This is a genomic window from Dechloromonas hortensis, from assembly GCF_009469765.1.
Taxonomy (GTDB): domain Bacteria; phylum Pseudomonadota; class Gammaproteobacteria; order Burkholderiales; family Rhodocyclaceae; genus Azonexus; species Azonexus hortensis.
Map to the genome: position 1 here is coordinate 1 of NZ_SSSQ01000071.1, position 232 is coordinate 232.

At 56.5% G+C, this 232-nt stretch carries 1 tRNA gene; it reads left to right on the top strand.

Annotated elements, in window-relative coordinates:
• Window positions 1–156: 156 nt before the first annotated feature.
• A tRNA-Ala gene (locus GH663_RS20920) sits at window positions 157–232 on the top strand.

Below are 232 nucleotides of genomic sequence, written 5' to 3' on the forward strand. Positions count from 1 at the left end.
TGGTAGTTCAGTTGGTTAGAATACCGGCCTGTCACGCCGGGGGTCGCGGGTTCGAGTCCCGTCCACTCCGCCAACATTCGTACCGGGTAACCGGTTTTGTTGAAGTTGAGAATTTCTCGATTCAAAGCTTCAACAAGCAGTTCGACTGGCCTCAACGGGGGTATAGCTCAGCTGGGAGAGCGCTTGCATGGCATGCAAGAGGTCCGCGGTTCGATCCCGCGTACCTCCACCA